The sequence below is a fragment of the Micromonospora sp. AMSO12t genome (assembly GCF_008806585.1).
Lineage (GTDB): Bacteria > Actinomycetota > Actinomycetes > Mycobacteriales > Micromonosporaceae > Micromonospora > Micromonospora reichwaldensis.
In genome coordinates this window covers 1-24,564 of sequence record NZ_WAAS01000085.1, presented here as the reverse complement: position 1 = coordinate 24,564, position 24,564 = coordinate 1, and the positions used below count along the sequence as shown (strand labels likewise).

The window sequence follows — 24,564 nt, the reverse complement described above, 5'->3', positions numbered from 1 at the left end:
CCGACGAAGTCGTTGTTGTAGCCGAACTGCCGGGCCTGGGCGGCGGCGTCGGCAGCGGCGCGCTGACCTTCAAGCCCGTCCCGCCGAACACCCTCGACAGCCTCGTCGTGCCCAACGGGTACGACCACGCGGTCGTCCTGCGCTGGGGCGACCCGGTGGTGCCGGGCGCCCCCGAGTTCGACGTGCGCGCCCAGAGCGCCGCCGCCCAGGCCCGGCAGTTCGGCTACAACAACGACTTCGTCGGGGTGCTGCCGCTGGACGGGCGCCGCCGCGCGCTGCTCGTGGTCAACCACGAGTACACAAACGAGGACCTGATGTTCCCCGGCTTCACCAACCAGGACGCGCTGAGCGTCGAGCAGCTGCGGATCGCGATGGCGGCGCACGGCATGTCGGTGGTGGAGCTGGAGCGGGTCGACGGCACCGGGCAGTGGCGGCCGGTCACCAAGGGCCGGCGGCCGTACAACCGGCGGGTCACGGCGCTGGCCACGAAGTTCGAGCTGACCGGGCCGGCCGCCGGCTCGGTCCACCTGCGGACGGCCGCCGACCCGAAGGGCCGTACGGTCGTCGGCACGCTGAACAACTGCGCCGGCGGGGTGACCCCGTGGGGCACGGTGCTCTCCGGCGAGGAGAACTTCAACCAGTACTTCGTCGGCGGCGACGCGGTGGCCGAGGAGGCCAAGCCGAAGCTGGCCCGGTACGGCATCACCACCACGACCCGCTACCCGAGCGGCAGCCGCAAGTGGGAGCGCGCCGACGAGCGGTTCGACCTGGCGAAGCACCCGAACGAGGCAAACCGGCACGGCTGGATCGTCGAGATCGACCCGTACGACCCGGAGAGCCGCCCGCGCAAGCACACCGCGCTGGGCCGGTTCAAGCACGAGGGCGCGAACGTCATCGTCGCCAGGAGCGGGCACGTGGTCGCGTACATGGGCGACGACGAACGGTTCGACTACCTGTACAAGTTCGTCTCCGACAAGAAGTTCATGAAGGGCAACTCCTGGGTGGCCCGCCGGCACAACCTGACCCTGCTGGAGTCGGGCACCCTCTACGTCGCCGAGCTGAAGCAGAGCAGCGCCGGCGAGATCGACGGTTCCGGCAAGCTCCCCTCCGACGGGGCGTTCGACGGCCGGGGCCGGTGGATCAAGCTGGTCAGCGGCAACCGCTCGTACGTCGACGGGATGACGGCCGCCGACGTGCTCACCTTCACCCGGCTGGCCGGCGACAAGGTCGGCGCGACCAAGATGGACCGCCCGGAGGACGTCGAGCCGAGCCTGCTCACCGGCAAGGTGTACGTGGCGCTGACCAACAACACCGACCGGGGCAGGGCCGGCAAGCCGGCCGCCGACGAGGCGAACCCGCGCAACTCGAACAAGCACGGCCAGGTGCTGGAGCTGGTCGAGGACCGTGGCGACAACGCGGGCGAGACCTTCGCCTGGTCGCTGCCGATCGTCGCCGGTGACCCGGCGGACCCGTCGACCTTCTTCGCCGGGTACGACAGGACGAAGGTCTCCCCGATCTCCTGCCCGGACAACGTGGCGTTCGACGCCACCGGGAACCTCTGGATCTCCACGGACGGCAACGCGCTGGGCAGCAACGACGGCCTCTTCGCCACGGCCGTCGAGGGGCCGGAGCGGGGCCACCTGAAGCAGTTCCTCACCGTGCCGGTGGGCGCGGAGGCCTGCGGCCCGTTCATCACCGGGGACAACCGCTCGGTCTTCGTGGCGGTGCAGCACCCGGGCGAACTCAGCGGCGCCTCGGTCGAGAAGCCGGCCTCGAACTGGCCGGACGGCGACTACGCCAAGCCGGGCGTGGTGGTCGCCTGGCGCCTGGACGGCGGGCCGATCGGCAGCTGACCACCCGTCGGGCGGTCCGCCGCCGGACCGCCACCGTGGCCCTCTCCCAGCCGGGGAGAGGGCCACGGTCGTCGCGGCCCGCGCCCGGGCGGCAGGCGGGACACGCAAGCGTGCCCCGGACGGCCGGGTCAGCTGTCGGCGGCCAGGCCGTCGGCGATCGTCCGGGCGACGGTGAGCAGCTTCGCCCGGACCACGCGGGCGGAGGTCATCATCTCGCCGGCCGGCAGCGCGCAGGCCAGCACGACCCGGCGCTCCATGTCCTTGTCGGGGCTGACCAGCACCGCGGCGCAGGCCACGCCCTGCCGGAACTGCCCCAGTTCCAGCTGCATGCCCCGCCGGTCCCCGGCGGCCAGGTCGACCTCGAACGCCTCGGAGGTGGTCAGGGTGGCGGTGGTGAAGGGACGCATGCCGTAGTCGCGCAGGTAGCGGAAGCGCTGCTCGGCGGTCATCGTGGCGAGCAGCGCCTTGCCGAGGGCGGTCGCGTGCGCTCCCTCGTCGAACCCGGGCACCAGGTCCTCCAGGTACGGCGAGCGCGGGCCCTCGGCCACGGCCGTGACCGCCACCTGGCCGCCCACGAACCGGCCGAGGTAGTGGCTGTAGCCGGTGTCCATGGCGGCCCGGCGCAGGCTCTCCCCGACTGCGGGCGGCCCCCGGAACGCCGTCACCAGCTCGCGGTAGCGGTCGGCCACCTCCAGGCCCACGATGTACGTGCCGTCCTCGCGACGGATCACGTAGCCCTCGTAGGCCAGGGTGCGGACCAGGTGGTAGGTCGTCGCCACGGTCAGCTCGCAGCGCCGGGCGATCTGTTTGACGGTGAGCCCCTTCGGGGCGCGACCGACCGACTCGAGCACTCGTAGCGCGCGGGACACGCTCCGGATGAGATCCGAAGGTTCCGCCAAGGGGTCGCGCACAACCACCTCCGCCGCCGGGGACTTACACCATATGAAAAACAGGCCCGGATCGAAATGCCCGTTCGGGTGGAGGATGCCAGATCGTCATGAACGTCGCGTTGCTCGACAGGCACGTTCCGTGACGAAAACCCCGCTCGCGTAGGTTTGCCGGACCATGACCGACACCGCGCTGCAGCCCGCCCCGGGCGTCGCCCCGCCCCGGCCCGCGCGGGCCGTGACCGGGGCCGTCGCCGTCACCATCGCCTGCGTCCTGCCGGTCTTCCTGCTCGGCGGTCTCGCCGTGCAGATGGGCGAGGACCTCGGCTTCTCGCCGGCCGGGCTGGGCCTGGCCGTGTCGGTCTACTTCGGCGTGGGGGCGCTGGCCTCGGTGCCCTCCGGCGTCCTCGCCGAGCGGCACGGGCCGACCGTGGTGGCCCGGGCCGGCATCCTGCTCTCCGCCGCCTGCCTGCTGGCCGTGGCGGGGCTGGCCCGGTCGTACCCGGTCCTGCTCGGGCTGCTCGCGCTCGCCGGCACCGCCAACGCCCTCGGTCAGCTCGCCAGCAACGCCACGCTCGCCCGGCACGTGCCGACCCGCAGGCAGGGGTTGTCGTTCGGGGTGAAGCAGGCCGCCATCCCCGTCGCCACCCTGCTGGCCGGGGCGGCGGTGCCGACCGTGGCGCTGACGGCCGGCTGGCGCTGGGCGTTCGTCGTGGCCGCCGTGGCGGCCCTGGCGGCGTTGCCGGCCGTACCCGCGCGGGAGCCGCGCCCCGCCCGGGCGGCCACCCCGACCCGCGGCGGCCGCGCCACCGCGGCCCTGGTGGTGGTCGGGGCCGCCGGAACCTTCGCCGCGGCCGCCGCGAACGCGCTCGGCACCTTCGTCGTCGACTCCTCCGCCGACCGGGGGCTGTCACCCGGGCTGGCCGGGCTGACCCTGACGCTGGGCAGCGCGGTCTGCGTGGCGGCCCGGGTCGTCGTCGGCTGGCTGGCGGACCGCCGCGCCACCGGGCACGTCGCCCTCATCGCCGGCATGCTCGTGGTCGGCGCGGCCGGGCTCGGCCTGCTCGCGACGGCCGGGCCGGTGCCGCTGGTGGCCGGCGTGCTGCTCGGCTTCGGCCTGGGCTGGGCATGGCCGGGCCTGATGACCTTCGCGGTGGTCCGGCTGCACCCGCAGGCCCCGGCCGCCGCCACCTCGGTCACCCAGACCGGGGTGTACGCGGGCGGCTGTCTCGGCCCACTCAGCCTCGGTGCCGTGGCCGCGCACGCCGGCTACCCGGTGATGTGGCTCGTGGCCGCCGGGTCGATGCTGCTGGCCGCCGCCCTGATGCTCGCCGGCAGTCGCCTGCTCGCCCGCCACTAGCGGACCGGGCGTCAGCTGGTGCGGTCGGCGATGTAGTCGCAGAGGGATTCGAGGGCGCGGCGGGCCGGGCCCTGCGGGAGCGGCGAGAGCTGCTCCCGGGCGTCCTCGGCGTAGCTGCGGACCGTCTCCCGGGCCCGCTTGAGCGCCGGGCTCTCGCGCAGCAGACCGAGCGCCTCGGCGTGCAGGTCGTCGTCGGTCAGCGGCCCGGTGGCCAGGATCTCCCGCAGCCGCACCGAGGCGGCGTCGGCGTCGTCCGAGCCGAGCGCGTAGAGCACCGGCAGGGTCGGCACGCCCTCGCGCAGGTCGGTGCCGGGCGTCTTGCCCGACTCCACCGACTCCGAGGCGATGTCGAGCAGGTCGTCGGAGAGCTGGAAGGCCACGCCGATGGTCTCGCCGTAGCCGGCCAGCGCCTCGGTGTGCTCCGGGGCGGCACCGCCGAACATGCCGCCGAAGCGGGCCGACGTGGCGATCAGCGAACCGGTCTTGCCCGCGATCACGTCGAGGTAGTGGGCCACCGGGTCGTCGCCGGGGCGGGGACCGACGGTCTCGGCGATCTGACCGTGCACCAGCCGCGCGAAGGTGCGCGCCTGGAGGCGTACGGCCTCGATGCCCAGGTCGGCGGCGATGTCGGCGGCGCGAGCGAAGAGGTAGTCGCCGACGAGGATGGCGACCGAGTTGGTCCACCGGGAGTTGGCGCTCGGCGCGCCCCGGCGCACGGCGGCCTCGTCCATCACGTCGTCGTGGTAGAGCGTCGCCAGGTGGGTGAGCTCCATCACCACGGCGGCCGGCACGACCTGTGGCCCTGTGGGATCGCCGAACTGGGCGCCCAGCGCCACCAGCAGCGGGCGGAACCGCTTGCCGCCGGCCTCCACGAGGTGCCGGGCGGCCTCCGTCACGAACGGGTCGGCGCTGGCCACGCTCGCCCGCAGCTCGGACTCGACGCCCTCCAACAGGCCCAGCACGGACGCCTCGACGCGGGGATCGGCGAGATAGAGGCCGAGCGCGCCGAACTGACTCGTGCTCACCCTGGTCCGACGGCCGCCGGACCCGGAGGCACCTGAACGCTCGCCAGCCGGATTCACCACGCCATCAACCATGCCACACCCCTCCGACCTGCCAGGGACGGGGGATACGGCGCGGGGGCCGGCACGCCGTGGCGTACCGGCCCCCGCGGGCGTGAGCGTCGGTCATCTGACAAATTCGGCGGCGCCGGTTGCCAGGTCGAGCAGCGGCGCGGGCGCCACACCGAGCACCAGCGTGGCGAGCACGCCGATCATCAGCGCGGCCGAGGTCAGCCCGCCGGGCACGGCGACGGTCGGCGTCGACTCGCCGGGCTCGGAGAGCCACATCATCACCACGACCCGCAGGTACGGGAAGGCCAGCACCATGCTGGTCAGCACGCCGGCGATCACCAGCCACGCCTGCCCGCCCTCGAGCGCCGGGCCGAAGACCGCGAACTTGCTCGTGAAGCCGCTGGTCAGCGGGATTCCGGCGAAGGCCAGCAGGATGAAGGTGAAGATCCCGGCGTAGAACGGCGAACGCCGTCCCAGCCCGGCCCAGCGGGACAGGTGGGTGGCCTCCCCGTCGGCGTCGCGCACCAGGGTCACCACGGCGAACGCGGCGAGCACCGAGAAGCCGTACGCGACCAGGTAGAACATCGTCCCGGAGATCCCGTCGGCGCCCGGCGCCAGCACGCCGACCAGCAGGTAACCGGCGTTGGCGATGGAGGAGTACGCCAGCAGCCGCTTGATGTCGGTCTGCGTGACGGCCAGCACCGCGCCGACCAGCATGGTCAGCACCGCCACGACGCCGAGGACGGGGGTGAAGTCCCACCGGGCCCCGTCGAACGCGACGTGGAACACCCGCAGCAGGGCGCCGAACGCGGCGACCTTCGTGCAGGCGGCCATGAGACCGGTGACCGGGGTCGGCGCGCCCTGGTAGACGTCCGGGGTCCAGACGTGGAAGGGGGCCGCCGCCGCCTTGAAGAGCAGCCCGATGGCGAGCAGCGCCATGCCGGCGAAGAGCAGCACCGGGCTGGCCGGGGAGTTCTCGACCGCGGCGTCGATGGTGGCGAAGTCGACACCCGCCTGCCGACCCGGGATGCCCGCCGTGAAGCCGTAGATCAGGGCCACGCCGAACAGGAAGAAGGCCGAGGCGTACGCGCCGAGCATGAAGTACTTCAGCGCGGCCTCCTGGCTCAGCAGCCGCCGGCGGCGGGCCAGCGCGCAGAGCAGGTAGAGCGGCAGCGAGAAGACCTCGAGCGCGATGAACATGGTCAGCAGGTCGTTCGCCGCCACGAAGATCAGCATGCCGCCGATCGCGAACGTCGTCAGCGGGTAGACCTCGGTGAGTCCGTTCTTGCCCTCGGCCTGCCGCCGGTCGTCGGCCGACTCGGCGGTGACGGCGGCCTGGGCGACGAACGCCCCGCCCCGCTCCACCGAACGCTCGCCGATGAGCAGCAGCGCCATCGCGGCGAGGACCAGGATCGCGCCCTGGAGGAAGAGCGTCGGCCCGTCCACCGCGATCGCCCCGCCGATCGTGATCTTCCGCTCGTCGGCCGCCAGCACCACCATGGTCAGCGCGGCGAGCACCGCCAGCAGGGCCATCGACAGCTGGACCACGTGCCGGAGCCGGCGGGGCACGAACGCCTCGACCAGCACGCCCAGCAGAGCGGCGCCCAGCATGATCAGGGTCGGAGCGAGCGCCGCGTAGTCGATCGACGGCAACTTGAGCTCGGTCACTGCGCAAACCTTTCGTTCGCGACTGCGGGGCTCACTCGCTCCGCTCGTTCACTCCTCGCGCTCACCGCTGCAAACCTTTCGTTCGCGACTGCGGGGCTCGCAAGCTCGCTCCTCGCGCTCACTTTGCCGCCTCCTGGACGGTTCCGCCCGACGTCGGGGCGGGGTCGGTCCGGCCGACGTCCTGCATGGTCGCCTGCACGGCCGGGTTGATCACATCGGTGACCGGCTTCGGGTAGAAGCCGAGCAGCACGATCAGCGCGATCAGCGGCGCGACCACGAACTTCTCGCGCAGGTTCAGGTCACGCTTCATGCCGTCGATCTGGGTGAGCGCCGGGTTGAGCGTGCCCTGGGTGGTGCGCTGCACCATCCACAGCACGTACGCGGCGGCCAGGATGATGCCGAGCGTCGCGATCACCGCGACCGGCTTGTTCACCGTGAACGTGCCGATCAGCACCAGGAACTCGGAGACGAACGGGGCGGTGCCGGGCAGCGCGAGCGAGGCCAGACCGGCGAAGAAGAGCACCCCGGCCAGGATCGGCACCAGCTTGCCGGCGCCGCCGAAGTCGCTGATCAGCGCCGAGCCCCGCCGGGCGATGAGCATGCCCACCACCAGGAAGAGCAGGCCGGTGGCGAGCCCGTGGTTGACCATGTAGAGCACCGCGCCGGTGCCGGCCTGCGTGGTGAAGGCGAATATGCCCACCCCGATGAAGCCGAAGTGCGCGATCGAGGTGTACGACACCAGCCGCTTCAGGTCGTTCTGGCCGACCGCCAGCAGCGCGGCGTAGATGATGCCGATCACGCCGAGCGCCAGCGCCCACGGGGCGAACCACTTGGCCGCGTCCGGGAACAGCGGCAGGCAGTAGCGCAGGATGCCGAACGTGCCGACCTTGTCGAGCACGCCGACGAGCAGCGCCGCCGCACCCGCCGGGGCCGCGCCACCGGCGTCCGGCAGCCAGGTGTGGAACGGGAAGAACGGCGCCTTGATCGCGAACGCGAGGAAGAAGCCGAGGAACAGCCAGCGCTCCGTGCCGGTGGAGATGTCCACCTGGGACAGCGCCTGCCAGTCGAAGGTCTTCCCGCCGACGACCCAGAGGCCGATCACCGCGGCGAGCATGAACAGACCGCCGACCAGCGAGTAGAGGAAGAACTTCACCGCCGCGTACTGCCGCTGGTGGCCGCCGTAGCTGCCGATGAGGAAGTACATCGGCACCAGCATGACCTCGAAGAACACGTAGAACAGGAACACGTCGGCGGCGGCGAAGACGCCGATCATCGTGCACTCGAGGACGAGCAGCAGGGCGAAGTAGACCGGCACCGACCGCTTGGACGACTCGGCGTCGTGCCAGGACGCCAGGATCACCAGCGGTACGAGCACCGCGATCAGCATCAGCATCACCAGCGCGATGCCGTCGGCGGCAAAGGTGAAGCTGACGCCCCAGTTCGGAATCCAGGTGTAGGACTCACGGAACTGGAAGCGGTCGCCACCAACCTCGAAGGTCACCCACATGACCACCGACAGCACCAGCACCAGCAGCGACCAGCCGAGCGCCACCTGCTTGGCCAACTCCGGCCGGCTGCGCGGCAGGAAGGCCACCACCAGGGCGCCGACCAGCGGTGCCACGGTGAGCACCGAGAGGAACGGGAAGTCGGACATTATGCGGCCTTACCTCCGTCGTCACTGCGCGGTCCGCCGGAGACGGCCGCCTGGAAGAGGTCGATCACGCCAGCCACCCCGCCTCGACGGCCAGGAACGCCGCCAGGACCAGCAGCGCGCCGGTCAGGATCGAGGTGGCGTACGACCGGACGAAACCCGTCTGGAGCCGCCGGAGTCGACCCGAGCCGCCACCGATCCCCGCCGCGAGGCCGTTGACCAGCCCGTCGACGCCCCGGTTGTCGAGGTAGACCAGTGCCCGGGTGAGGAAGATGCCCGGCTTCTCGAAGATCGCCTCGTTGACCGCGTCCGTGTAGAGGTTGCGGCGGGCGGCGGTGACCAGCACCCCGGCCGGCTGCGGCGCGGTGGCCGTGCCGCTCCGGAACAGGAACCAGGCCAGCCCGGCACCGAGCACGGTGACCAGGATCGACAGGATCGTGATCACGGTGTGCGAGAGCACCGGGTGGTGCTCCCCCTCTGCCGCACCGAGTCCGGCCGTGGCGGTGAGCCAGTCCGGCACCGAGGTGGAGAGCAGCCAGCCCGCCCCCACCGAGCCGACCGCCAGCAGGATCAGCGGGATGGTCATCAGCTTCGGCGACTCGTGCGGCTGCCCGATGTCCTCGGTCCAGCGCTTCGGCCCGTGGAAGGTGAGCACGAAGAGCCGGGTCATGTAGAACGCGGTGAGCCCGGCACCGAGCAGGGCCGCGCCGCCGAAGAGCCAGGCGGTCCAGTCCTCCCGCTCGAACGCCGCCACGATGATCGGCTCCTTGGAAAAGAAGCCGGACAGCGGCGGGATGCCGATGATCGCGAGCCAGCCCGTCATGAAGGTGATCCAGGTGACCTTCATGTACTTCGACAGCCCACCGAACCGGCGGATGTCGACCTGGTCGTTCATACCGTGCATGACCGAGCCGGCGCCGAGGAACATGTTGGCCTTGAAGAAGCCGTGCGCCAGCAGGTGCACGATCGCCAGCGCGTAGGCGCCACCGCCGAGGCCGACGCCGAGGAACATGTAGCCGATCTGGCTCACGGTCGACCAGGCCAGCACGCGCTTGATGTCGTCCTTGGCCGCGCCGATGATGCAGCCGATCAGCAGCGTCAGTGCGCCGACGCTCACCACCACCAGCTGGAGGGTGGAGTTGGCCGAGAAGATCGGGTTGGACCGGGCGATCAGGTAGACGCCGGCGGTGACCATGGTCGCGGCGTGGATGAGCGCCGACACGGGGGTCGGACCCTCCATCGCGTCCGGCAGCCACGCCTGGAGCGGGAACTGGCCGGACTTGCCGGTCGCGCCGAGCAGCAGCAGCAGGCCGAGCACCAGCACCGTGGTCGCGGTCAGCGAGCCGACCCCGTTGAAGACCTCGTCGTACTGGGTGGTGCCGAGGCTGGCGAACATGATGAAGATGCCGATCGCCAGGCCGGCGTCGCCGACCCGGTTCATCAGGAACGCCTTCTTGCCGGCGGTGGCGGCGCTGGGCCGCTCGTACCAGAAGGAGATCAGCAGGTACGACGCCAGACCGACGCCCTCCCAGCCGAAGTAGAGCATCACGTAGTTGTTGCCGAGCACCAGCAGCAGCATGGCGGCGACGAACAGGTTGAAGTAGGCGAAGAACCGCCTACGCCCCGCGTCGTGCGACATGTACTCGACCGCGTAGAGGTGGATCAGGAAGCCCACCCCGGTGATCAGCAGCACGAAGACGGCGGCCAGCGGGTCGAAGAGCAGACCGAAGTCCACCCGCAGGTCGCCGACCGTGATGAAGTCCCACAGGCTCAGCTCGACCGACTTGTTCTCCAGGCCACGCAGCTGGAGGAAGTAGGTCAGGCCCAGCACGAACGCGGCGCCGATGGCGGCCACCCCGAGCCAGTGCCCCCAGCGGTCCGCCCGCCGGCCGAGCAGCAGCAGGACCGCCGCGCTGAGCAGCGGAATCGCCACCAGCAGCCAGACGCTGCCCAGCAGCCCGTCCGCCGTCGCGTAGGCGACGGTGCCCACCGGCTCAGCCGGGGCGTTCGTCAGAATCGTTCCCACCGCAGGACCCCTCAGTACTTCAGCAGGTTGGCGTCGTCGACACTCGCGGAGCGTCGGGTCCGGAAGATCGCCATGATGATCGCGAGCCCGACCACGACCTCGGCCGCCGCCACCACCATCACGAAGAACGCCATGATCTGGCCGTTGAGGTCACCGTTGATCCGGCTGAAGGTGACCAGCGTCAGGTTGGCCGCGTTGAGCATCAGCTCGATGCACATGAAGAGCACGATCGCGTTGCGCCGGATGAGCACACCGACCGCGCCGATGGTGAAGAGCACCGCGGCCAGCACCAGGTAGTAGTCCGGCGTCACTTTTCCGTCCCCTTCAGGGTCGTCTCCCGGTCGTCCAGCTCGCGCACCGGCAGGATCTCCGGGGTGCTCCGCTCGGTCAGCCGGCCGTCCGGCAGACGGGCCGGGGTGGCCACGGAGGAGGAGGTCGCGTAGACGCCCGGGCCGGGCTTCGGGCCCGGGTAGTTGCCCGGGGCGAAGCGCGCCCGCATCGTCTTCGGCTGGTCCAGCCTGTCCTCCTTGCGCCGCTCGATGTGGGCCAGGACCATCGCGCCGATGGCGGCCGTGATGAGCAGCGCCGAGGTGAGCTCGAACGCGAAGACGTACTTGGTGAAGAGCAGCCGGGCGATGCCCTGCACGTTGCCCTCGGCGTTGGCCTGCTCCAGGCCGACCGCCGTGGTGCCCTCCAGCGCGCGCCACAGCCCGCCGCCCGCCAGGCCGGCGAAGCCGAGCCCGAGCACCACCGCCGCGACCCGTTGGCCGCGCAGCGTCTCGATCAACGAGTCCGAGGCGTCGCGACCCACCAGCATCAGCACGAACAGGAAGAGCATCATGATCGCGCCGGTGTAGACGATGATCTGCACCATGCCGATGAACGGCCCGGCCTGCAGGACGTAGAACACGCCCAGGCAGAGCATCGTCAGCACCAGCCAGAGGGCCGAGTGCACGGCGTTGCGCGCCGCGACCATCCCGATCGCGCCGATCAGCGCCAGCGGAGCCAGGATGTAGAAGGTCACCTGCTCCCCGCTGGAGACCTCGCCCGCCGCGGCGAGCACCGTCTGCGTGGTCATGCTCCGTCTCCCTTGGCGGCTGCCGCCCGCTGGGCGTGCTGCTCGGCGCCCGGGAAGGTCACACCGGGGTGCTCCTCCACCTGGTACCGGCCCGGGTTGTTGGCCGAGTGCTCCGCGCCGGCCGAGGTGCCCGGGTTGGTCAGCGCGCCGACGTAGTAGTCCTTCTCGCTGTCGCCGAGTCGCATCGGGTGCGGCGGCTGCTCCATGCCCGGCAGCAGCGGCGCGAGCAGCTGCTCCTTCGTGAAGATCAGATCCTGCCGGTTGTCCCGGGCCAGCTCGTACTCGTTGCTCATGGTGAGCGAGCGGGTCGGGCAGGCCTCGATGCAGAGCCCGCAGAAGATGCAGCGGGCGTAGTTGATCTGGTAGATGCTGGCGTACCGCTCACCCGGCGAGAAGCGCTGCTCGTCGGTGTTGTCGCCGCCCTCGACGTAGATCGCGTCCGCCGGGCAGGCCCAGGCGCACAGCTCGCAGCCGATGCACTTCTCCAGCCCGTCCGGGTGCCGGTTGAGGATGTGCCGCCCGTGGTAGCGCGGCGCCGACACCGGCGGCTTGAACGGGTAGTCGGTGGTGATGACCTTCTTGAACATGTGCGAGAAGGTGACACCGAATCCCTTGAACGTTCCGGTGATCGCGCCCACGTCACACCTCCCTGGAGTCCGGGCCGGCGGCGATGTTGGCCGGTTCCCGCTCGGCGACCACGCGCCTCGTGCGCGGGCTCGGTGGTACCTGCAGGTCCATCGGGGGCAGCGGGAAGCTGCCGTGCGGCCGGTCGTTGACCTGCTCCTGGACCGTCGGCTTCGGCTGCTGCTTCCGGCTCGGCCAGAGCAGCGTGGCGAGCAGCAGGATGCCGGCGGGGATGCCGACGGCGATCAGCTTGCTGCGCGAGTCCCAGTCCTCGATCGAGCGCAGGCCGGCCAGGACCAGGATCCAGACCAGGTTGATCGGGAGCAGGACCTTCCAGCCGAAGCGCATGAACTGGTCGTAGCGCAGCCGGGGCAGGGTGCCCCGCAGCCAGACGAAGACGAACACCAGCATGACGACCTTGCCGAAGAACCACAGCATCGGCCACCAGCCGGAGTTGGCGCCCGCCCAGATGCTGGTGATCGGCCACGGCGCGTGCCAGCCGCCGAGGAAGAGCGTCACGGTGAAGGCCGACATGGTCACCATCGCGACGTACTCGCTGAGCATGAAGAGCGCGAACTTCAGGGAGCTGTACTCCGTCTGGAAGCCCGCCACCAGCTCCGACTCCGCCTCGGGCAGGTCGAACGGCGCCCGGTTCGTCTCACCGACGATGGCGATGAAGAACATGATGAAGCTGGGGAGCAGCAGGAGCGCGTACCAGCCGGGGGCCGGGATCTCGAAGCCCCCGATGCTCAGCCGGGTGCCGTCGCCCTGGGCGGCGACGATCCCGCTGGTCGACATGGTGCCGGCGGTCATGAAGACCGCGACGACGCTCAGGCCCATCGTGACCTCGTACGAGACCAGCTGGGCGGCGGAGCGCAGGCCGCCGAGCAGCGGGTACGTGGAGCCGCTGGCCCAGCCGCCGAGCACGATGCCGTAGACGGCCAGCGAGGAGAGTGCCAGCACCACCAGCACCGCCACCGGCACGTCGGTGACCTGTAGCGGCGTCCGGTGCCCGAAGATGCTGACCATCGGCCCGAACGGGATCACCGACAGCGCGGTGATCGCGCAGACCACCGAGATCACCGGGGCGAAGAAGAAGACGACCTTGTCGGCGGTCCGCGGGAGGAGGTCCTCCTTGAAGGCGAGCTTCAGGCCGTCGGCGAGGGTCTGCAGCAGACCGAACGGGCCGGCCTGGTTGGGGCCGGGTCGCACGGCCATGCGGCCCACGACCCGGCGCTCGAACCAGACGCCGAGCAGCGTGGCCAGCACGGCGACGACGAACGCGAAGACGATCTTGCCGAGGACCAGCCACCAGGGATCCCGGCCGAAGTCGGCCAGCGTCGGATCCTGGGCCAGGTAGACCGCGTTCACTGCTGTACACCCCCTGCGTTGAGGAGCGGGCCCGGGCGGTCCGCCGCGTCGGCGGCGACCGCGGCGGCGGAGATCCGCACGAGCGCTCCGGACGTCGCGCCGAGGCTGCGTCGCACGGTCGAGCCGGGCGAGTTGGTCGGCAGCCAGACGACGCCGTCCGGCATCTCGGTGATCGCCGCCGGCAGGGTCAGCGCCCCCCGGTCGGTGCCCACCGTCACCGGGTCGCCGTCGGCGACGCCGAGCGCCTCCGCGGTGCCCTTGCCCAGCCGGACCACCGGCGGGCGGGCGGTGCCGGCGAGGTGCTCGTCGCCGTCGGTGAGGCTGCCCAGGTCGATCAGCTGGTGCCAGGTGGCGAGCACCGCCTCACCGGCGCCCGGCTCCCGCACCGCGGCCGGCTCCACCGACGGGGTGGCGGGACGGTCGGTCCGGGTCCGCGGCAGCGCGCCCAGCTCGCGGCGGACGCTGAGCACGTCACCGGTGCCGAGCTGCACGTCGAGCTGCGCGGCGAGCGCGTCCAGCACGCGGCCGTCGGTCATCGCGGCGGTGCGCAGAACCGCCTCGAAGGTGCGCAGCCGGCCCTCCCAGTCCAGGAAGCTGCCGGCCTTCTCGACCACCGGGGCGACGGGGAAGACCACGTCGGCCCGCCGGGCCACCGCGCTCATCCGCAGCTCCAGGCTGACCAGGAACGGCACCTCGTCCAGGGCCTTCTCGGCCAGCCGCGGGTCGGCCAGGTCGGCCGGGTCGACCCCGGCCACCACCAGCGCGCCGAGCTGACCGCCGGCGGCGGCGGCGAGGATCGCGTCGGTGTCCCGGCCGGCCTGGCTCGGGATCACCCCGGCGGGGATGTCCCACGCCTCACCCAGCTCGGCCCGGGCGGCCGGCTCGTTGACCAGGCGGCCGCCGGGAAGCAGGTTGGGCAGGCAGCCCGCGTCGACCGCGCCGCGGTCACCCGCGCGCCGCGGCACCCAGGCCAGCTTCGCGCCGGTACGCCGGGCCACGTCGGCCGCCGCGGAGAGGCCGCCCGGCACGCTGGCCAGCCGCTCGCCGACGATCAGGATCGCGCCCTCGGCGCTGAGCGCCTCGGCGACCGTCGCGTGCTCGGCGAGCACGGTCGCCTCCTCGCCCGGCACCACCCGGGCCAGCTTGGCCCCGAGCTTCTCCAGGCCGCGGGTGGCGAACGGCGCGATCGCGTAGACCGTGAGCTTCTTCTTCAGGTACGCCTTGCGCAGCCGCAGGAAGAGGATCGGGCACTCCTCCTCCGGCTCCAGCCCGACCAGCACCACGGCCGGCGCCTTCTCGACGTCGGCGTACGTGACGTCGGTGACCCCGGCGACCGAGCTGGCCAGGAAGTCCGTCTCCTCGCGGGAGACCGGCCGGGCCCGGAAGTCGACGTCGTTGGTGTTCAGCGCGACCCGGGCGAACTTCGCGTACGCGTAGGCGTCCTCGACGGTCAGCCGACCGCCGGTGAGCACCGCCGTGCCCCGTCCGCCGTCCCGCGCCGCGCGCAGCCCCTCGGCGGCGACGGCCAGCGCCTCGCTCCACGCCGCCTCACGCAGCTCGCCGGTCTGCGGGTCGCGGACCAGCGGGGTGGTGAGCCGGTCGAAGGCGCGGGTGTACTGGAAGCCCCACCGCCCCTTGTCGCAGTTCCACTCCTCGTTCACCGCCGGGTCGTCGCCGGCCAGCCGGCGCAGCACCTTGCCCCGCCGCCAGTCGGTGCGCTGGGCGCACCCGGCCGAGCAGTGCTCGCAGACGCTCGGGGAGGAGACCAGGTCGAACGGCCGGGCCCGGAACCGGTACTGGGTGCCGGTCAGCGCGCCGACCGGGCAGATCTGCACCGTGTTCCCGGAGAAGTACGAGTTGAAGGGAACGTCGCCGGAGTCGGCCCCGGCGTCGGCGCCGGGGCAGCCCGCGCCCGTCTCCACGCCGTAGTCCTCGTCCCGGTAGATGTTGATCTCCTCGGCGGACGACCGGCCCATCAGGTCGATGAACTTGTCGCCGGCGATCTCCTCGGAGAACCGGGTGCAGCGCTGGCAGAGCACGCAGCGCTCGCGGTCGAGCAGCACCTGCGTGCTGATCGGCAGCGGCTTCGGGTACTCCCGCTTGTGCTCGTGGAACCGCGAGTCGGAGCGTCCGGTGGACATCGCCTGGTTCTGCAGCGGGCACTCGCCGCCCTTGTCGCACATCGGGCAGTCGAGCGGGTGGTTCAGCAGCAGCAGCTCCATGACCCCCTCCTGCGCCTTCTTGGCGACCGGAGAGGTGAGCTGGGTGCGTACCACCATGCCGTCGGCGACGGTCTGGGTGCAGGAGGCGACGGGCTTGCGCTGCCCCTCCACCTCGACCAGGCACTGCCGGCACGCGCCGGCCGGGGCCAGCAGCGGGTGGTCGCAGAACCGGGGGATCTCGGTGCCCAACTGCTCGGCGACCCGGATCAGCAGCGCCCCCTTCGGGGCGGTGACCTCGACGCCGTCGATGGTGAGCGTGACGGTCTCGGTCTGCTTCGCTACGTCGGTCATTAGTGGGCTCCCACCAGCTGCTTGTCCGACAGCTTCGGCGCGGTACGTCCCTCGATGTAGTCGAGGTAGTCCTGCTTGAAGTACTTCAGCGACGAGGTCACCGAGCTGGTCGCGCCGTCACCCAGGCCGCAGAACGAGCGGCCGAGGATGTTGTCGCAGGTGTCCAGCAGGGTGTCCAGGTCCTCGTGGGTGCCCTGACCGGCGAGGATCCGCCGGTAGACCCGGACCATCCAGTAGTTGCCCTCGCGGCACGGGGTGCACTTGCCGCACGACTCGTGGTGGTAGAACTCCAGCCACCGGTACGTCGCGTAGACCGGGCAGTCCTGGTCGGAGAAGATCTGGGTGGCCGTGGTGCCGAGGATCGAGCCGGCCGCCGCCACCCCCTCGAAGTCCAGCGGCACGTCCAGGTGCTCGGCGGTGAGCAGCGGCGTCGACGAGCCACCCGGCGTCCAGAACCGCAGGTTGTGACCGGGCTGCATGCCGCCGGCCAGCTCGATCAGCTCCCGTAGGGTGACGCCCATACCGCACTCGAACTGGCCGGGGTTGGCGATCCGGCCGGAGAGCGAGTAGATCATCGGGCCGGACGACTTCTCCGTGCCCATGGTCTTCCACCAGTCGGCGCCGCCCAGCACGATGTAGGGAACGCTGGCGATGGTGCCGACGTTGTTGACCACCGTCGGGCTCGCGTACAGGCCGTGGGTGGCCGGGAACGGCGGGCGCAGCCGGGGCTGGCCCCGGAAGCCCTCCAGCGAGTCCAGCAGCGCGGTCTCCTCGCCGCAGATGTACGCCCCGGCGCCCGAGTGCACCACCAGCTCCAGGTCGTACCCGGAGCCGAGGATGTTCCGGCCCAGGTAGCCCTTGGCGGTCGCCTCCCGCACGGCGTTGCGCAGCCGGCGCGCGGCGTGCACCGCCTCGCCCCGGATGTAGATGTAGGCGCGGCTGGCCCGGATCGCGTACGACGCGATGATCACGCCCTCGACGAGGGCGTGCGGGTCGTGCGTCATCAGCGGGAGGTCCTTGCAGGTGCCCGGCTCCCCCTCGTCGGCGTTGACGACGAGGTAGTGCGGCTTGCCGTCGCCCTGCGGGATGAACCCCCACTTGAGACCGGTCGGGAAGCCGGCGCCGCCGCGACCGCGCAGGCCGGAGTCCTTGATCAGCTGGATCAGGTCGTCCGGGTGCGCCTTGAGCGCCTTACGCAGGGCCGCGTAGCCGTCGAGCTTCTCGTAGGTGCCGATCCGCCAGGCGTCCGGCGACAGCCAGCGCTTGGTGAGTACCGGCGTCAGCTTGGCCAGGGTCTCCGGCCGGGGAGTGGTCACTTCTGGACCCCCGTCTCGCTCGCGACGGCGGAGCCCGCGCCACCGGCGCCCGCCTCGGCTTCCTTGAGGTTGCGCTGCTGCGCACCGGCCTCGTCGCCGGCGGGCTTGCCGTCGCCGGCCGGCGCGTTGGCCGCCGCCCCGGCGGCCTCGGCCTCCTGCGCGTCGCGGGGAGCCGGCGGGGCGCCGTCCACCGGAACCTTGGTGCCCGGCGCGTCCGGCACGGCGGTCGCCGCGTCGGGCTGGCGGGTCTCGGCGGTACGCACCTCGGGCGACTTGGCGTCCGGCGCCTTGACGTCACGGGTGGTGCTGCCGGCCGCCTCGGCGGCGGGTGCGGGCTCGCCGGTGCCCGCGTTGACCGTGGCGGGCCGGGTGCCGTTGCCGCTCGGGGCCGGCGCGGCCTTGGCCGGCTCCGGCGCCGGCTTCGCGGCCTCGCTCCGGGCCTTCGCCTCGGCGGCGGCCTTGTCGGCCTCGGCCTTGCTGCGGATCGGGGTGTTCGGGTCGAAGCCCGGCACCGAGATGCCGTGCTCCTGCGCCAGCCGCAGCCCCCGCAGGGTGGGCTCTCCCGGTCCGCCGTCGGCGACCGCGCCCTCCCGCTCGTCGGCGAAGCCGGCGAGCTGCACCGCCATCTCCTTGAGGGTGCAGAGCCGGGCGCCCCGGGTCGGCATCGGCCGGCCACCGGCGCGCAGCTCGTCGACGACGCCGCGTGCGGTCTGCGGGTCCACCCCGTCGAAGAAGTCGTAGTTGACGGTCATCACCGGGCCGTAGTCGCACGCCGCCAGGCACTCGGCGTGCTCCAGGGTGATCGTCCCGTCGGCGGTGGTCTCGTCGTGCCCCACGCCGAGGTGCTCGGCGAGGGTGTCGTAGACCTCCTGGCCGCCGAGCACGTTGCACATCGTGTTGGTGCAGACGCTCACCAGGTAGTCGCCGGTCGGCCGGCGCTTGTACATGGTGTAGAAGGTGGCGACCGCCCCGACCTGGGCCTTGTTCAGGCCCAGCACCTCGGCGCAGAACGCCACGCCGGCCGGGGAGACGTAGCCCTCCTCGGACTGCACCAGGTGCAGCAGCGGCAGCAGCGCCGACCGGGACCGATCGGCCGGATAGCGGGCGATGATCTCCCGCGCCCGCTCCCTGGTCTCGTCAGTGAAAACACTCATCAGCGTCGCCTTCCGTTCGCGACTGGGCACGCCTCTGCCCGCGACTGCGGGGCTCGCTCCGCTCTCTCCTCGCGCGGGCGACTGGGGCTCGCAAGCTCACTCCTCGCGCTCACCTGTCACACCCACCCATGACGGGGTCCAGCGAGGCGCCACCGGCGATCACGTCGGCGATCAGGCCGCCCTCGGCCATCGCCGGGAGCGCCTGGAGGTTGACGAAGCTCGGCTCCCGGTAGTGCACCCGGTAGGGCCGGGTGCCACCGTCGGAGACGGCGTGCACGCCCAGCTCGCCGCGGGGCGACTCGATGCCGACGTAGACCTGGCCCGGCGGCACCCGGAAGCCCTCGGTGACGAGCTTGAAGTGGTGGATCAGCGACTCCATCGACTGACCCATGATCTTCGCGACGTGCTCCAGCGAGTTGCCCATGCCGTCGACGCCGATGGCGAGCTGCGCCGGCCAGGCGATCTTCTTGTCGGCCACCATCACCGGGCCCGGCTTGAGCCGGTCCAACGCCTGCTCGACGAGCTTGAGCGACTCCCGGATCTCGGCGAGCCGGACCAGGTAGCGGCCCCACACGTCGCCGTCGGTGTGCGTCGGCACGTCGAACTCGTACGTCTCGTAGCCGCAGTACGGCATGGTCTTGCGCAGGTCCCAGGCGAGGCCGGCCGAACGCAGCACCGGACCGGTCACGCCGAGCGCGAGGCAGCCCGTCACGTCGAGCACCGCGACGTTCTTCGTCCGCTCGAGCCAGATGGGCTGCCCGGAGAGGAGGTTCTCGTACTCCTTGAGCCGCTTCGGCAGCAGCTTCAGGAACTCGCGGATCTTGACGATCGCCTCGTCCGGCACGTCCTGGGCCACACCGCCCGGCCGGACGTACGCGTGGTTCATCCGCAGGCCGGTGATGATCTCGAAGATCTCCAGGATGTACTCACGCTCGCGGAAGCCGTAGAGCATCATGTTGATCGCGCCCAGCTCCATGGCGGTGGTGGCCACCCAGACCAGGTGCGAGGAGATCCGGTTCAGCTCCATCATCAGGACCCGGATGGTGTTCGCCCGCTCGGTGATCTGGTCGGAGATCCCGAGCAGCTTCTCCACCGCCAGCGCGTACCCGGTCTCGTTGAAGATCGGGGCGAGGTAGTCCATCCGGGTCACGAAGGTGCTGCCCTGGACCCAGTTGCGGTATTCGAGGTTCTTCTCGATGCCGGTGTGCAGGTAGCCGACGACCGAGCGGGCCTCGCGGACCGTCTCGCCCTCCAGCTCCAGGACCAGCCGGAGCACGCCGTGCGTCGACGGGTGCTGCGGACCCATGTTGACGACGATCCGCTCGTCGTTGATCGGGTCGGTCCCCGAGACGACGCTGTCCCAGTCCCCACCGGTGACGGTGAAGACCTTCCCCTCGGTGGTGTCGCGCTCGGTGGCGTAGTTCGACGTGGTCACAGTGCCGGCCCTCCGTTCACGACTGCGGGGCTCGCAAGCTCACTCCTCGCGCTCACTGGTAGGACCTCCTCCGGTCCGGCGGCGGGATCTCAGCGCCCTTGTACTCGACGGGTACGCCGCCGAGCGGGTAGTCCTTGCGCTGCGGGTGCCCCTCCCAGTCGTCCGGCATGAGGATCCGGGTCAGGTTGGGGTGACCGTCGAAGACGATGCCGAACATGTCGTACGCCTCGCGCTCCTGCCAGTCCGCCGTCGGGTAGATCGACGTGACGCTCGGCAGGTGCGGGTCCTCGGCGGAGACCGCGGCCTCCAGCCGCACGGTGCGGCGGTAGGTCATCGAGGTGAGCTGGTAGACGACGTGCAGGCGGCGGGCGTCGGCGCCGAGGTAGTCCACCCCGGAGACCGAGGAGCAGAGCTCGAAGCGGAGCGCCATGTCGTCGCGCATCACCTGGCAGACCTCGGCGATCCGCTCGGGGCGGATGTGCAGGGTCAGCTCGCCCCGGTCGACCACGACCTTCTCGACGGCGTCGGCGAAGTCCGGGTACGCCTCCTCCAGCGCGTCGCGGACCTCGTCGAAGTAGCCCCCGTACGGCCGGGGCGCGTCCTCGATGGTCCGGCGCTGGCGGACGAGGCCGCCGAAGCCGGACACGTCGCCGGAGCCCTGGTTGCCGAACATGCCCCGGCCGGCCGGGCTGGCCGGGGGGTACTCGGCGGGTGCGGTGCTGCTGGCACCGGCCGGCGTGACCGGCACCGGCACGCCGCCGTCGTCTTGCCTGTCCTGAGGCGCGGTCACTTCTGGACACCCCCGTGCTGCAGGTGGTTCTGGGCCTTCATCCAGTTCTCGATCCGCAGCTGCTCCTCGCGACCCTCACGGACCGCCTTGGTCCACTCGGCCCGCCGGGCCTTGTCGCTGCGGTACGACGACGGCATCGAGCCGTAGGGGACGACCGGGACGTCACCGCGGGCCTTGCGCGCCTCGAGCATCTTGCGGCCGTTCGGGCCGAGCGGCTCGTGCCCGATCTTCTCGCGCAGCTTGAGGACCGCGTCGATGAGCATCTCGGGCCGGGGCGGGCAACCGGGCAGGTACATGTCGACCGGGACGATGTGGTCGACGCCCTGCACGATGGCGTAGTTGTTGAACATGCCGCCGCTGCTGGCGCAGACGCCCATCGAGATGACCCAGCGGGGCTCCGCCATCTGGTCGTAGATCTGGCGCAGCACGGGGGCCATCTTCTGGCTCACCCGGCCGGCCACGATCATCAGGTCGGCCTGCCGGGGCGAGGCCCGGAAGACCTCCATGCCCCAGCGGCCCATGTCGTAGTGCGGACCACCGGCAGCCATCATCTCGATCGCGCAGCAGGCCAGACCGAAGGTGGCCCCCCAGACCGACGTCTTCCGCGACCAGTTGACCAGCTTCTCCACCGAGGTGAGCAGGACACCGGCGGGAAGCTTCTCCTCGATACCCATCTGAGGTTCCTCCCTCAGTCCCAGTCCAGGCCGCCACGCCGCCAGACGTAGGCGTAGGCGACGAAGACAGCGACGATGAACAGGACCATCTCCACGAAGCCGAAGATCGGCAGGGCGTCGAACGAGACCGCCCAGGGGTAGAGGAAGATGATCTCGATGTCGAAGACGATGAAGAGCATCGCCGTCAGGTAGAACTTGATCGGGAACCGGCCGCCGCCGACCGGCTGCGGGCTGGGCTCGATGCCGCACTCGTACGCCTCGAGCTTGGCCTTGTTGTAGCGCCGGGGACCGGCGAAGCGGGCAGCGGCCACGGAGAACAGCGCGAACCCCGCGGCGAGGGCGAACAGCCCGATGATCGGTGCATAAGGCGAGAGCGACATCGTTTTCTCCTGCTCGTCCTTCCCTGCCCCTGGTCCTTGTCAAAAATCACACTATTCACGTCCCTCGCGACGGTCGTCGGCGGGGGTCGATCTCCCCTGTCCGCACCTGCGGTCATCGCAGACCGTGGACGGGGCCGTCACACGGGGCTGCCTTCGTCGCGACCGCGGGCGCTCGCAGGCTCGTTCCTCGGGCTACACGGCGGGCGCCACTCTCGTCATCGTGTTGATGACGCGGTCCATCGCGTCCCCGTCGCGGGGGTCGGTCAGGTTGGCCAGCAGCTTGAGCACGAAGCGCATCAGCATCGGGTGCGGCATCCCGTGCTTCGTGGCCATCCGCATGATCTCGGGGCGGCCGATGAGCTTCACGAAGATGCCGCCGAGCCGGTAGTAGCCGCCGAAGCGGAGCTTCAGCTCCGTCGAGTACGCCGTCAGCGCACGCTCCCGGTCCGCGCCGGCCGGGCGCGCGAGCGCCTGCACGGCGACCTCCGCGGCCAACTCGCCGGACTCCATCGCGTACGCGATGCCCTCGCCGTTGAACGGGTTGACCATGCCGCCGGAGTCGCCGACCAGCATCACGCCCCGGGTGTAGTGCGGCACCCGGTTGAAGCCCATGGGGAGCGCGGCGCCGAGGATCGGCCCCTCCGCGTTCGCCTCGTCGGTCATGCCCCAGTCGGCGGGCGTGTTGGCCAGCCAGTCGGTGAGCAGCCGGCGGTAGTTGGTCTTGCCGAACGCGGACGAGGAGTTGAGCACCCCGAGGCCGACGTTGACCCGGCCGTCGCCCAGCCCGAAGATCCAGCCGTACCCGGGCAGCAGGTTGTCGCCGCTGTCCTTGCTGCGCAGCTCGAGCCAGGACTCCAGGTAGTTGTCGTCGTGCTTGGCGGGCGAGCGGTAGTAGCGCCGGACGGCGACGCCGATCGGCCGGTCCTCGCGCTTGGCCAGCCCGAGGGCGAGCGGGAAGCGGCCGGAGACCCCGTCGGCCGCGACGACCAGCGGCGCGTGGAAGGTGGCGGGCTCCTTGCCCGGGCCGACCTCCGCCTCGACGCCGGTGACCCGGCCGTCCGGGCCCAGCACCGGGCCGGTGACGTTCACGCCGGTACGCAGCTCGGCGCCGGCCTCGACGGCGCGCCGGGCGAGCAGGTCGTCGAAGTCGAGCCGGGTGCGCACCAGGCCGTAGTTGGGGAAGCTCGCCAGGTCGGGCCAGTCCAGCTCCAGCCGGACGCCGCCACCGATGACCCGCAGGCCCCGGTTGTGCAGCCAGCCCGCCTCGGGCGAGGTGTCCACGCCCATCCGGATGAGCTGCCGCACCGCGCGCGGGGTCAGCCCGTCGCCGCAGACCTTCTCCCGGGGGAACTCGGTCTTCTCCAGCAGCAGCACCCGTACGCCGTGCCGAGCCAGGTGGTATGCGGTAGCCGACCCACCGGGACCGGCGCCCACGACGATCACGTCGGCGTCATGCTCCACCGCGGCCATCCCGCGCCTCCTCCCGCATGCTCGTGAAATGCTTCACAAGCCAGACGGTGGGAGTCTATGACCGACGTCATGACCACGCCGGACCAGGGGTACCTAACTTGCCGGAGACACGTCGGCCGAGGTCGGAGGCGGGGCGCCGGGGCGGGCCTCAGTGCCGGGCGGAGGCGGCCGGATCCAGGCCGGCGTCGTGCCGGATCGTCTCCGGCAGGTGCTCGCGCAGCGCGCCGCCGGCGGCGCGGTCCAGGGCGGCCAGCACCTCTGCCACGACCTGACGGACGTCGGCGGGATCCGCGCCGGCCAGCTCCTTGAGCTGGGCGATGAGCTCGGTCGCGTCGTCGTCGGTGGCCTCCGCGCCGACCGCCTGGTGTCGTCCCGTCATGGGGGCGAGCTTACGGAACAAAGTGGAGCAAAAACGGATATTCAGGGAAAGGGTGCCGGATCGGCCTAGACGCGGACCGCGCGGTGCAGCGCCGCGATCCCGCCGGTCAGGTTGCGCCAGGCCACCCTGCCCCAGCCCGCCGCGCCGATCCGCGCGGCCAGCGCCGGCTGGTCGGGCCACGCCCGGATCGACTCCGCCAGGTAGACGTACGCGTCGGGGTTGCTGGAGACGGTGCGGGCCACGCTCGGCAGCGAACGCATCAGGTACGACAGGTAGACCGTGCGGAACGCCGGGTTCACCGGGGTGCTGAACTCGCACACCACCAGCCGGCCGCCCGGCCTGGTGACCCGGGCCAGCTCCCGCAGGGCGGCGTCGGTGTCGTTCACGTTGCGCAGCGCGAACGAGATGGTCACCGCGTCGAAGCTGGCGTCGGCGAAGGGCAGCTTCAACGCGTCCCCGGCCAGCAGCGGCACCTGGGGACGGGTGCGCTTGCCGACGCGCAGCATGCCGAGGGACAAATCGGCGCCCACCGCGTACGCGCCCGACTGGGCCAGTTCCTCGGTGGACACGCCGGTGCCGGCGCCCACGTCGAGCACCCGCTCACCAGGCCGCAGGTCGAGCGCGGCCCGGGTGGCCCGGCGCCAGAACCGGTCCTGCCCGAAGGAGAGGACGGTGTTGGTCAGGTCGTAGCGAGCCGCCACGCCGTCGAACATCGCGGCGACCTCGTGCGGCTGCTTGTCCAGGTTGGCGCGCTGGCCCTGCGGGGTACGGCTCACCCCTCCACTCTGCCAGTCCGGCCCACGCGGGCGGCCGGTGGGTCGGCCGCCCCACCACCCCGGACACGCCGCGGGGGCGGGATGGT

21 protein-coding genes are annotated in these 24,564 nt (G+C 71.5%); 2 read left to right on the top strand and 19 right to left on the bottom strand.

What is annotated here, in order from left to right; all coding sequences use genetic code 11:
• The coding region (locus tag F6X68_RS15240; RefSeq protein ID WP_151454896.1) for a PhoX family phosphatase at positions 1-1,853 on the top strand (1,853 nt) is incomplete at its 5' end.
• Between the two features lie 128 nt (positions 1,854-1,981).
• Here the strand turns inward: F6X68_RS15240 and F6X68_RS15235 are convergent.
• Complete coding sequence (locus tag F6X68_RS15235; RefSeq protein ID WP_151454895.1) at positions 1,982-2,764, bottom strand: IclR family transcriptional regulator; 783 nt, start codon at positions 2,762-2,764, stop codon at positions 1,982-1,984.
• 154 nt (positions 2,765-2,918) lie between these two features.
• On the opposite strand from F6X68_RS15235, the gene F6X68_RS15230 reads away from it, so the two are divergent.
• Positions 2,919-4,100 (top strand): MFS transporter, encoded by a 1,182-nt coding sequence (locus F6X68_RS15230; RefSeq protein ID WP_151454894.1) that lies wholly within the window; start codon positions 2,919-2,921, stop codon positions 4,098-4,100.
• An 11-nt stretch (positions 4,101-4,111) separates the two neighbouring features.
• Here F6X68_RS15230 and F6X68_RS15225 read toward each other — a convergent pair whose 3' ends face one another.
• From F6X68_RS15225 to F6X68_RS15140, 18 genes are all read right to left on the bottom strand, one after another.
• Positions 4,112-5,197 carry a polyprenyl synthetase family protein gene (locus tag F6X68_RS15225; RefSeq protein ID WP_132232098.1) on the bottom strand — a complete coding sequence of 362 codons (1,086 nt, stop codon included), beginning with the start codon at positions 5,195-5,197 and terminating at the stop codon, positions 4,112-4,114.
• Between the two features lie 90 nt (positions 5,198-5,287).
• Positions 5,288-6,841: an NADH-quinone oxidoreductase subunit NuoN gene (nuoN, locus tag F6X68_RS15220; RefSeq protein ID WP_151454893.1), complete on the bottom strand. Its 1,554-nt coding sequence runs from the start codon at positions 6,839-6,841 to the stop codon at positions 5,288-5,290.
• Between the two features lie 118 nt (positions 6,842-6,959).
• On the bottom strand, positions 6,960-8,495 hold the full coding sequence (locus F6X68_RS15215) for an NADH-quinone oxidoreductase subunit M (protein WP_132232102.1): 1,536 nt from the start codon (positions 8,493-8,495) through the stop codon (positions 6,960-6,962).
• Between the two features lie 64 nt (positions 8,496-8,559).
• Positions 8,560-10,518 (bottom strand): NADH-quinone oxidoreductase subunit L, encoded by a 1,959-nt coding sequence (nuoL, locus tag F6X68_RS15210; protein WP_192581415.1) that lies wholly within the window; start codon positions 10,516-10,518, stop codon positions 8,560-8,562.
• A gap of 11 nt (positions 10,519-10,529) precedes the next feature.
• Entirely contained in the window at positions 10,530-10,829 is a 300-nt protein-coding gene (gene nuoK / locus F6X68_RS15205; protein WP_132232104.1) for an NADH-quinone oxidoreductase subunit NuoK, read from the bottom strand.
• Positions 10,826-11,596 (bottom strand): NADH-quinone oxidoreductase subunit J, encoded by a 771-nt coding sequence (locus tag F6X68_RS15200; protein WP_151454892.1) that lies wholly within the window; start codon positions 11,594-11,596, stop codon positions 10,826-10,828. Before F6X68_RS15200 ends, nuoK begins: the two co-directional genes overlap by 4 nt.
• The gene (gene nuoI / locus F6X68_RS15195) at positions 11,593-12,234 is read right to left on the bottom strand and encodes an NADH-quinone oxidoreductase subunit NuoI (protein ID WP_089002426.1); all 642 of its coding nucleotides are present in this window, start codon (positions 12,232-12,234) and stop codon (positions 11,593-11,595) included. The genes F6X68_RS15200 and nuoI overlap by 4 nt, the downstream gene beginning before the upstream one ends.
• 1 nt (position 12,235) lies before the next feature.
• A complete protein-coding gene (gene nuoH, locus F6X68_RS15190) occupies positions 12,236-13,591 on the bottom strand; it encodes an NADH-quinone oxidoreductase subunit NuoH (protein WP_132232110.1) in 1,356 nt (451 codons plus the stop codon).
• The gene (locus F6X68_RS15185; protein ID WP_151454891.1) at positions 13,588-16,104 is read right to left on the bottom strand and encodes an NADH-quinone oxidoreductase subunit G; all 2,517 of its coding nucleotides are present in this window, start codon (positions 16,102-16,104) and stop codon (positions 13,588-13,590) included. The genes nuoH and F6X68_RS15185 overlap by 4 nt, the downstream gene beginning before the upstream one ends.
• Positions 16,104-17,420: an NADH-quinone oxidoreductase subunit NuoF gene (gene nuoF, locus F6X68_RS15180; RefSeq protein ID WP_132232114.1), complete on the bottom strand. Its 1,317-nt coding sequence runs from the start codon at positions 17,418-17,420 to the stop codon at positions 16,104-16,106. The genes F6X68_RS15185 and nuoF overlap by 1 nt, the downstream gene beginning before the upstream one ends.
• Positions 17,417-18,574 carry an NADH-quinone oxidoreductase subunit NuoE gene (nuoE, locus tag F6X68_RS15175; protein ID WP_370518953.1) on the bottom strand — a complete coding sequence of 386 codons (1,158 nt, stop codon included), beginning with the start codon at positions 18,572-18,574 and terminating at the stop codon, positions 17,417-17,419. Before nuoE ends, nuoF begins: the two co-directional genes overlap by 4 nt.
• 109 nt (positions 18,575-18,683) lie before the next feature.
• Positions 18,684-20,009: an NADH-quinone oxidoreductase subunit D gene (locus tag F6X68_RS15170; protein ID WP_151454890.1), complete on the bottom strand. Its 1,326-nt coding sequence runs from the start codon at positions 20,007-20,009 to the stop codon at positions 18,684-18,686.
• 52 nt (positions 20,010-20,061) lie between these two features.
• On the bottom strand, positions 20,062-20,799 hold the full coding sequence (locus F6X68_RS15165; protein ID WP_151454889.1) for an NADH-quinone oxidoreductase subunit C: 738 nt from the start codon (positions 20,797-20,799) through the stop codon (positions 20,062-20,064).
• Positions 20,796-21,473 (bottom strand): NADH-quinone oxidoreductase subunit B family protein, encoded by a 678-nt coding sequence (locus F6X68_RS15160; protein ID WP_132232122.1) that lies wholly within the window; start codon positions 21,471-21,473, stop codon positions 20,796-20,798. Before F6X68_RS15160 ends, F6X68_RS15165 begins: the two co-directional genes overlap by 4 nt.
• A 14-nt stretch (positions 21,474-21,487) precedes the next feature.
• Entirely contained in the window at positions 21,488-21,853 is a 366-nt protein-coding gene (locus tag F6X68_RS15155; RefSeq protein ID WP_111134310.1) for an NADH-quinone oxidoreductase subunit A, read from the bottom strand.
• A 192-nt stretch (positions 21,854-22,045) separates the two neighbouring features.
• Positions 22,046-23,323: a geranylgeranyl reductase family protein gene (locus tag F6X68_RS15150; RefSeq protein ID WP_132232124.1), complete on the bottom strand. Its 1,278-nt coding sequence runs from the start codon at positions 23,321-23,323 to the stop codon at positions 22,046-22,048.
• Between the two features lie 148 nt (positions 23,324-23,471).
• A complete protein-coding gene (locus F6X68_RS15145; protein ID WP_121397089.1) occupies positions 23,472-23,702 on the bottom strand; it encodes a hypothetical protein in 231 nt (76 codons plus the stop codon).
• A gap of 65 nt (positions 23,703-23,767) precedes the next feature.
• Positions 23,768-24,478, bottom strand: coding sequence for a demethylmenaquinone methyltransferase (locus tag F6X68_RS15140; RefSeq protein ID WP_151454888.1), 711 nt, complete (start codon positions 24,476-24,478; stop codon positions 23,768-23,770).
• Between the last annotated feature and the right edge of the window lie 86 nt (positions 24,479-24,564).